Source organism: Gemmatimonas sp. (genome assembly GCF_044376735.1).
In the GTDB taxonomy this organism is placed as follows: Bacteria; Gemmatimonadota; Gemmatimonadetes; order Gemmatimonadales; family Gemmatimonadaceae; genus Gemmatimonas.
In genome coordinates this window covers 37,192-46,561 of record NZ_JBILKJ010000020.1, presented here as the reverse complement: position 1 = coordinate 46,561, position 9,370 = coordinate 37,192, and the positions used below count along the sequence as shown (strand labels likewise).

8 protein-coding genes are annotated in these 9,370 nt (G+C 66.7%); all 8 read left to right on the top strand.

Translation table 11 applies throughout. The annotated features are described in order from the left end of the window. Nucleotides 1–1,513, top strand: a 1,513-nt coding sequence (locus ACIRA7_RS05300) for an SH3 domain-containing protein (RefSeq protein ID WP_396219788.1), incomplete at its 5' end; no start/stop codon positions are given. Nucleotides 1,514–1,521: 8 nt separating this feature from the next. Continuing rightward, nucleotides 1,522–3,312: a DNA mismatch repair endonuclease MutL gene (gene mutL / locus ACIRA7_RS05295; RefSeq protein ID WP_396219787.1), complete on the top strand. Its 1,791-nt coding sequence runs from the start codon at nt 1,522–1,524 to the stop codon at nt 3,310–3,312. Next, the gene (gene miaA, locus ACIRA7_RS05290; protein WP_396219786.1) at nt 3,309–4,331 is read left to right on the top strand and encodes a tRNA (adenosine(37)-N6)-dimethylallyltransferase MiaA; all 1,023 of its coding nucleotides are present in this window, start codon (nt 3,309–3,311) and stop codon (nt 4,329–4,331) included. The genes mutL and miaA overlap by 4 nt, the downstream gene beginning before the upstream one ends. Further along, nucleotides 4,328–5,473, top strand: a complete 1,146-nt coding sequence (gene bshA, locus ACIRA7_RS05285) for an N-acetyl-alpha-D-glucosaminyl L-malate synthase BshA (protein WP_396219785.1) — start codon at nt 4,328–4,330, stop codon at nt 5,471–5,473. Before miaA ends, bshA begins: the two co-directional genes overlap by 4 nt. A 31-nt stretch (nt 5,474–5,504) precedes the next feature. Further along, complete coding sequence (gene uppP / locus ACIRA7_RS05280) at nt 5,505–6,308, top strand: undecaprenyl-diphosphatase UppP (protein ID WP_396219784.1); 804 nt, start codon at nt 5,505–5,507, stop codon at nt 6,306–6,308. After that, nucleotides 6,308–7,039, top strand: a complete 732-nt coding sequence (locus ACIRA7_RS05275; protein WP_396219783.1) for a biotin--[acetyl-CoA-carboxylase] ligase — start codon at nt 6,308–6,310, stop codon at nt 7,037–7,039. Before uppP ends, ACIRA7_RS05275 begins: the two co-directional genes overlap by 1 nt. A gap of 299 nt (nt 7,040–7,338) precedes the next feature. Further along, entirely contained in the window at nt 7,339–7,641 is a 303-nt protein-coding gene (gene groES, locus ACIRA7_RS05270; RefSeq protein ID WP_396219782.1) for a co-chaperone GroES, read from the top strand. A 34-nt stretch (nt 7,642–7,675) separates the two neighbouring features. Further along, nucleotides 7,676–9,319: a chaperonin GroEL gene (gene groL / locus ACIRA7_RS05265; RefSeq protein WP_396219781.1), complete on the top strand. Its 1,644-nt coding sequence runs from the start codon at nt 7,676–7,678 to the stop codon at nt 9,317–9,319. The last annotated feature ends 51 nt before the right edge of the window (nt 9,320–9,370 follow it).

The following is a 9,370-nucleotide window of genomic DNA, read 5'->3' as shown; positions in this document are numbered from 1 at the left end:
ACTGCCAACGCTTCGCTACAGCTACTTCGATCCGTATCGCGGTGAGTACGTCTATGCGGAAACGGCACCGCGCGCGCTTGCGGTCGAAGATGGCTCGCTGGCCACGACGACTGAGGGGGATAACGTCTCGGTGGTGCCGCTCCGAGCGTGGCGTGGCGCGTCCAACGCGTCGCTCGCCGAACAGGTGGCCACGTGGCGCGTACCGCTCATCGTCGTGCTCGTGTTGGCCCCGCTCCCGTGGCTCGTGCTCACGATCGGCGCGCGCGTCGGCGGCGCCCGTCGCGCGCGCCAATCCGTGACCGTGACGGCGGCGCGGATGGACTCGCGCCGCACAACCGGCGATGACGCCGGTGAGCATGCACGCGACACCCGTCGCACACTACTCGATGCGCTCGCGCAGCGACTGCAGGTGTCGCCCCAAGCGCTCGTGTCGCGCCGCGACGTCGAACGCGCTGCCCGACGCCGTGGTGTCACGCGCGCCACGACCACGGCGTTACTCACGCTGCTCGACGCGCTGGCGGAGCAGGGATTCAGCGCGGCGCCACCGCAGGTGGCCAGCCGCGACGCCCTGATGGCACGAGCCCAAACGTTGCTCGCGCGCATCGACGCCGAGGCGGTCAGGCACGCGCGTTCGATCCGTGCGGCCAGGCACGCGCAGGCACGCTTCGCGTTGTACCTGGCGCTGGGTGCCGCCGCCGTCGGCGCCCCGCTGCGCACGATGGCGGCCCTCCAGCGTGCATCGGTATCGGCGCCGGTACAGCGACCTGCGCAAACCGTACCGGCGCCCCCCGTGCTGCCGGCAGTCGATTCTGGTCTAGCCCCCGGCGCGCTCGAGGCCACCGTCGCGCGCGCTACGGCGTTATACGAGCAGCGGCAGTATTCGCGCTCGGCGGAGCTGTTTGCCGAAGCGGCTGACGCGCGCCCCGCCGATGCAGATCTCCTGACCAACTGGGGCGCCGCCGCGTGGGCCGCCGGCGATACCGTCGCGGCGGTGATCGCGTGGCAGCGTGCCGCCCGTCTCGAGCCCGTTGCCGTCGACTTACAGGAGCGGCTCGCGTCCCTCCCCGCCGGCGCGCGCGGTGGCGTGGCGGAAGTGCCAATGATTCCGGTGCCGCCACTGGTGCTGGCGACCATCGTGGCCTGGCTGTTGGGATGGATACTGCTTGCCGTCGTGCGTGTTCGTCGACGTCGGGGCAACGTATCGGCGTGGATGGGATTCGCCTCGACCGTGGCCGTCTTCGCGCTGCTGCTCGCTGTCGGGACCGGGGCCGCGGCCGCCTGGGGGTATCGTGAACTCGATGCCACCGGTGTCCTCGTCGTTCGACGTCCGGACACCATGCGCACCGCCCCGGGCGATGACGCGAATGCCATGGGTGGTCTGGCCACGGGTGACGTCGTGCGCGTGGAAGCGGCCCGCGACGGATGGTTACAGGTCCTGCACGCCGATGGACGTCGCGGCTGGATCCCGGCGGGACGAACGACCCCGCTCGTATCGCCTGCGGTGATTCGGTAGCTTGCCGTATGTCCCGGATCGCCATTCTCTCCAGTGCTGTTGCCGACCAGATCGCGGCCGGTGAAGTCGTGGAGCGGCCCGCGTCGGTCGTCAAGGAACTCGTGGAGAACGCGCTCGATGCCGGTGCCACTACGGTCGATGTCACCATCGAGGAAGGTGGCCGCGCACTGATCCGCATCGCCGATGACGGCAGTGGCATGGATCGCGAGGATGCCGTGCTCTGTCTCTCGCGCCACGCCACATCGAAGATCACGGCGGCCGAGCAGCTCGTTGGCGTGCGGAGCTACGGCTTCCGCGGTGAAGCGTTGCCCGCGATCGCCTCCGTGTCCGAGGTGCTGATCGAGACGGCATCGGAAGACGGCGGCGGCACGCAGGTGCGCGCCGCGGCTGGTGCCGTGCTCGAAACACGCGACGCGACGCGTCGTCGTGGCACCACCGTCTCGGTGCAGCGCCTCTTCTACAACACGCCAGCGCGCCAGAAATTCCTGCGCAGCGCACGATCGGAATGGCGCGGCATCATGGACACCATGCACGCCATTGGCGCCCTGCGTCGTGACGTGCACTTCACCGTGCGACACGATGGCAAAGTCGCGCTCGACTTGCCGGCCGTACCCACGCTGCGCGCGCGACTCGCCGAGCTCTGGGGACATCGCGACGTGCAACGGTTCGTCGATATTGACGATGTCCAAGGGCCGATCCACATCACGGGTATGGTTGAGCGCCCGGCCGATGTCGGTACGGCCACACGTCGCGTGTTGCTCATCATCAATGGACGTGTCGTGCGCGATCACGGCATCGTGCGCGCCGCCGAAGCTGCCTACCGGTCCACACTGCCGTCCGGTGTGCGCCCGTCGCTCGTGCTGTCGCTGCACGTGCCGGGAGGGGATGTCGATGTGAACGTGCACCCGGCCAAATCCGAGGTGCGCCTTCGCGATCGATGGCCCACGGAGCGGGCCGTGGAGAATGCGGTCCGTCGCGCGCTCGGCCTGTTCGATGCCAGTGCCGGGATTGGCTGGCGTACCTGGGCGCCCGCCGCCGCCCCCGCATGGCGTGATGACGTGCACGGCATCGAGCCCGCGGCGCTACGTGCCACGCCGGCTGCCGAAGGACTGTTCGCCACACCGGAGGCGCCGGAACCCTATCCGTCGGCCCGCGGGAGCGACGCGCCGGCCGGGACGGCGGCGGCCGCCGTCGATTCCGGTGCGGCCGGGGTCATCGACGCGCCAATCGCGGTGCCCCCGCTGCTACAACTGCGGCGTATGTATCTCATGTTCGAGCATGAGGACGGCGTGATCCTCATCGATCAGCATTCGGCGCACGAACGCGTGCTGTACGAGGACTTCCTCGGCGTGCTCGAGCGCGGGGAAGCGCCATCGCAGCGGTTGCTCTTTCCCATGACACTGCACCTCGGTCCCGACGAAGCGGACGCATTCGAGGCGAACCGCGCGTCGTTCGAGAAGCTCGGGTTCGAGATGGAAGGATTCGGCGGACATTCGCTGCTCGTCAACGCCGTGCCCATGCCGCATCCGCGGTTTGATGCCGAACGGTGTCTGCGCGAAACGCTTGCCGCGCTCACGGGCGATCGCGCGGCTGGCGACGCCAAGCGACATGAGCGGCTCGCCGCCACGTTCGCCTGTAAAGCGGCCATCAAAGCGGGCGATGTCATGTCGCCGGGCGAGATGCGCGCCCTGTACGTCGCGCTGGCCAACACCAAGTTGCCGGCGCACGACGTGCACGGTCGCTCCACCATTGTCCGTTTGTCGTGGGACGAGCTCGACCGGCGTTTCGGCCGGAAGTGACCGTCGTGCACACCGGCCCGCCCGTTCTGTCGTCGGCCATGGGACGTCGGATCATCGTGGGCCCGACGGCCGCCGGAAAGTCGGCGCTGGCCATGCATCTCGCGCGGACGCGCGGCTTGGCGATCGTGAGTGCGGACTCACGGCAGGTCTATCAGGGCTTCGACATTGGCACCGCAAAACCCTCGCGCGCCGACCGACAGGCGATCCCGCACTACGGGGTGGACGTCGTGCCACCCACCGACCGCTACTCGGCGCATCGCTGGGCGGCCGATGCGGGTCACTGGTGCGACGAGGCCGTCTTGGCGGGAACGCCGCCGCTGATCGTCGGCGGGACCGGGCTGTACGTGCGGGCGCTGCTGTCGCCCTTGGATGCCGTGCCGGCACTCGATCCTGACCGACGCGAGGCACTGGCCGCTTGGCTGGCCGCGTGTTCGCTCGACGAACTCATGCGCTGGTGTCGTCGGCTCGACCCGGCGCGCGCCCATCTGGGCCGCACGCAACTGCTTCGGGCCGTGGAAACGGCGCTGCTTGCCGGAACACGTCTCAGCGATGCCCTCCGGCCAGACAGCGGCCCCTGCGCCGCACCAGATGCCAGCGCCGAAGGCTCGATATCGGCATCCACACGGTATCTTGTGGTGGATCCGGGCCCCGTGCTGGCCGACCGGATCACTCACCGCGTGCACCAGATGATCGCTGACGGATTCGTGCAGGAAGTTGAACGCTTGAAGCACACGATCGCCCCCGACGCACCGGCATGGTCGGCGAGCGGCTACCGGGTTGTGCGCGATGCGCTCGAGGGCACCGGCGGACCGCGCCCGCTCGATGCCGCCATCGATCGGGTGATCATCGAAACGCGGCAGTATGCCAAACGGCAGCGGACGTGGTTCCGGCATCAGCTGCCGGCGGAGCAGGTGACGCGCATCGACCCGGAGGCGCCTGACGCGCTCGAACAGGCGCTCGCCTGGTGGGATCACGAGGAATCCGTCGCGCACCACGCGATGCAGTCGAGGAACACATGAAGATCGGGATCACCTGCTATCCGACCTATGGTGGATCGGGCGCCGTCGCGACCGAACTCGGTATTGCCCTCGCCGCGCGCGGCCACGAAGTGCACTTCATCACCTATCAGCAGCCGTTCCGCCTGCCGAGTTTCCTGCCACGGGTCTGGTTTCACGAGGTGGATGTCGGGCGTTATCCGCTCTTCGAGTATCCGCCGTACGATCTGGCCCTCGCCGTGCGCATGCACGAAGTCGTGCGCGATCACCAGCTCGACATCCTGCACTGCCACTACGCCATTCCGCATGCCACCAGCGCGTGGATCGCGCGCGAGATGCTGCGTGAGGGGAACGCTGATGTGCGCGTCGTGACCACGCTGCATGGTACCGACATCACCATCGTCGGACAGGAACGCTCGTTCTACACCATCACGCGCTTTTCCATCGAAAAGTCCGACAGCGTGACCGCCGTGTCCGACTATCTGCGCGATGAGACCTATCGCGCCTTCGGGTGCGTGGGCTGTGAGGTCGACGTCATCCCGAACTTTATCAATCCGGCGCTGTACGATCGCAGCCGTCACCAGTTCCCGATCCCGGCCGAGATCACGACCGGACGAAAGGTGCTGATGCACATTTCGAATTTCCGTCCGGTCAAGCGCGTGCGCGATGTCGTACGCGTCTTTGCGGGGGTGAACGCGCACGTACCCTCCGTGATGGTGATGATTGGCGATGGTCCGGAGCGCGTCGAGGCCGAAGCGGAAGCCCGCGATCTCGGCATCGCCGAACACGTGCTGTTCCTCGGGAAGATCGACGCGATCGCCCCGCTCCTCGCGGGGGCCGACCTCTTTCTGCTCACCAGCGACCAGGAGTCGTTTGGCCTGAGTGCGCTCGAGGCCTTGGCGTCCGGCGTCCCGGTCATCGGCGCGCGGGCAGGTGGTCTCCCGGAAGTCGTCACCGACGGTGAAACTGGCTTCCTGTGTGAGGTCGGCGATGTGGACGCGATGGCGGCGGCCGGTGTGCGCCTGCTCACGGACGCCGTAATGTGGCAGCGCATGAGCACCGCGGCCGCGGCCGACGCGAGAACGCGCTTCTCCGAAGACGCGGTGGTCGCCCAGTACGAAGCGCTCTATGAGCGTACCCTCGCATCGGCGGTTGCCGGTCGATGAGTGCAGGTTTCTCCCGCGGGTGGATGACAGCGTGACGATCTTTCAGGCCGTGGTGCTCGGCGTTGTGCAGGGACTGGCCGAGTTGCTGCCGATTTCGAGCTCGGCCCATCTGGCGCTGACCCCCTACTTTCTCGGGTGGACCGATCCCGGTCTCGCCTTCGATGTTGCCCTCCATCTCGGTACCCTCATCGCGCTCGTGTGGTACTTCCGCGCCGAGTGGATCGATATGACGAAGAGCGCGTGGCATATCGCGTCCACCCGTCGTGTAGACACGGTGCATGACCGGCGTCTGGTCTATCTCGTGGTCGCCACGATCCCCGGCGGTGTCGGTGGCCTGCTGCTCAACGATCTGGCGGAAACCACCTTCCGTTCGCCGATGATCATCGGCACCACCCTCGTGGTGATGGGGGTGCTGCTCTGGGCCGTCGATCGCTGGAGCACGCGCGCCCGGATGATCGAGGAAGTCACCATGCGCGACGCCATCATCGTCGGCTGCGCGCAGGTGCTCGCGCTCATCCCCGGCGTGTCCCGCTCCGGTTCCACCATTACGGCGGGGCGCTTACTCCGGCTCGATCGCCCCAGCGCGGCGCGCTTCAGCTTCCTCATGAGCATGCCCATCACGCTTGCGGCCGTCGTCCTGAAGGTGCCGGAGGCGGTGCGCTCCGAGGGGATTTCGGCACCACTGGTCGCCGGTGTTGTGGCCGCCGCGATCAGCAGTTGGTTGGCGATTACCGTGCTCCTGCGCTATGTGAGCAAGCACAGCTTCGGTGTATTTGCCGTGTATCGGATCGTCCTCGCTGCCGTGGTCTTTGCGACGATCGCGACCCGCGCGTGATGCACGCGCCGTCCCCCACGCTCGCCAGCGAATGCGGGCTCGTCCTGCTCGAACACCGTCTTCGGGTCGGATCCACCATGGACGAGGCGCATCGCCTTGCCCAGGCCGGGGCGGAAGCGGGCACCCTCGTGCTCGCAGATGCGCAGGATGGCGGTCGTGGGCGCGGAGGCCGAACCTGGGCGTCCGAACCGGAGGCCGGCATCTGGATGACGCTCATCGAACGCCCGAGTGATCAACGCGCGCTCGACGTCCTCGCGTTGCGCACCGGTCTTGCCCTCGCCGAATCACTGCAGCCGTTCTGCGACGGACGCATCACGCTCAAGTGGCCCAACGATCTCTACATCGGGGCCGGGAAGCTGGCCGGCATTCTGATCGAGGCGCGCTGGCGTGAATCGCTCCCCGAATGGGTGGCGATCGGCGTCGGCGTGAACCGGCGCGTGCCCGACGCATTCCCCGGGGCGGCATCCGTCCGTGCGGACGAGCCGCGAGATGACCTGCTGCGCGCGATGCTGCCGGCCATGCGCAAGGCCGCCGCACAGGGCGGCAGCCTGACCGCCGAGGAGTGCGCGCAATGGGCCGCGCGGGATCTGGCGTACGGCCGCGACATTACCGAGCCACGAGTCGGACGGGCCATGGGGATCGATGCCACCGGTGCACTCCTGATCACCGAGCCGCGCGGCGCCCTGTATGCCGCGAGAAGCGGTTCGCTGGTGTTCGCCGGCGAGCCGTAAGCGGCGCCACCGCGCGGATTGTCGTCGCCGGGATTTCTCCGACAGACGATGCTGTCTTTCTGGCATGCCGCCCCGGGTGTGTCATGCCATTTCAGCGAGGGCGATGTCGATTCGGCAGCGGGAAGTGCTCTGTAACTGATTCTATCGCTTCATGTTACGAGATGACGACGGTGCCACGGTCCGCTTGACGGGTGTGGACGCGCCGCTTACCTTCCCATCGTTAGCACTCGACTCAGGTGAGTGCTAACATCGAGCTTGTTCCTCGTTCGATCCCTGACACATACGCAGGAGACACAGTTATGGCCTCTCAGAGTGCCGCCAAGGTCGCGCCGCTCGCGGATCGCGTCGTCGTGAAGCCGAGCGAAGAAGCGGAACAGATGCGCGGTGGACTGTACATCCCCGATACCGCCAAGGAAAAGCCGCAGCAGGGTTCTGTCGTGGCCGTTGGCCCGGGCCGCTTCGAGAAGGAGACCCGCGTCCCGATGGACGTGAAGGTCGGCGACAAGATCCTGTACGGGAAGTACAGCGGGACGGAAGTGACGATCGATGGTGAGCAGCTGCTCATCCTCCGCGAGTCGGATGTGCTCGCGGTCATCAGCTAATCGTCTTCGAACCACTCAACGGTAAATCGCAACTATGGCTGCCAAGGAACTGCATTTCAACGTAGACGCGCGCGCGGCACTCAAGCGTGGTGTCGATCAGCTCGCCGAGGCCGTGAAGGTCACGCTCGGACCCAAGGGCCGCAACGTCGTCATCGACAAGAAGTTCGGTGCCCCCACCGTGACCAAGGACGGCGTCACGGTCGCGAAGGAAATCGAACTCGCTGATCCGATCGAGAACATGGGCGCGCAGATGGTGAAGGAAGTCGCGACCAAGACGTCGGATCTCGCCGGTGACGGCACGACGACCGCCACGGTGCTCGCCCAGGCGATCTTCCGTGAAGGCCTCAAGAACGTGACCGCCGGCTCCAACCCGATGGCGCTCAAGCGCGGCATCGAGAAGGCCGTTGCGAGCATCGTCGAAGAGCTCAAGCGGATCTCCGTGCCCACCACGGGCCGCAAGGAAATCGCGCAGGTCGGTACCATCTCGGCGAACAACGACCCCGAGATCGGAAACCTCATCGCAGAAGCGATGGAAAAGGTCGGTAAGGACGGCGTGATCACCGTCGAAGAGGCCAAGGGCCTCGAGACGACGCTGGAGACGGTCGACGGTATGCAGTTCGACCGCGGCTACCTCTCGCCGTACTTCGTCACCGATCCGGAGAAGATGGAGGCGGTCCTCGAGAACGCCATGATCCTGATTCATGACAAGAAGATCTCGGCCATGAAGGATCTCCTCCCGGTGCTCGAGAAGGTGGCCCAGCTCGGTAAGCCCCTCCTCATCATCGCGGAAGACATCGAAGGCGAAGCCCTCGCGACGCTCGTCGTGAACAAGCTCCGTGGCACGCTGCGCGTCGTCGCCGTCAAGGCGCCGGGCTTCGGCGATCGTCGCAAGGCGATGCTGCAGGACATCGCGACGCTGACCAAGGGACAGGTCGTGTCCGACGAAGTCGGCTTCAAGCTCGAAAACGCGGTCCTCACCGACCTCGGCTCGGCCAAGCGGATCGTGATCGACAAGGACAACACCACGATCATCGACGGCGCCGGCGATACGAAGGACATCGAAGGACGCGTCAAGGAAATCCGTGGTGCCATCGAGAAGAGCACGTCGGATTACGATCGTGAGAAGCTCCAGGAGCGCCTCGCGAAGCTCGCCGGTGGTGTGGCCGTCATCAATGTCGGCGCCGCGACCGAAGCGGAAATGAAGGAGAAGAAGGCCCGCGTTGAAGACGCGCTGCACGCCACGCGTGCCGCGGTCGAAGAGGGCATCGTCCCGGGCGGCGGCGTCGCGCTGATCCGCGCGCAGCATGTGCTCAAGGACGTGAAGGTCGCCGAGCGCGACGAGCAGATCGGTGTTGACATCGTGCGTCGCGCGATCGAAGAGCCGCTCCGCATGATCGTGCAGAACGCCGGTGGTGAAGGCTCCATCGTCGTCGAGAAGATCCGCACGGCGAAGGAAACCAGCTTCGGCTACAACGCGCTGACCGACGTGTACGAAGACCTCGTGCAGGCCGGCGTCATTGACCCGACGAAGGTGACCCGCACCGCGTTGCAGAACGCGGCGTCGATCGCCGGGCTCCTGCTCACGACCGAAGCCTTGATCGTCGAGAAGAAGGAAGCGGCGGCACCTGCCGGTGGCCACAGCCACGGCGGTGGTGGCGGCATGGGCGGCATGTACTAAGCCGTTCAGGCTCTCGCAGGAAACCGAACGGGCGCCCGAGAGGGCGCCCGT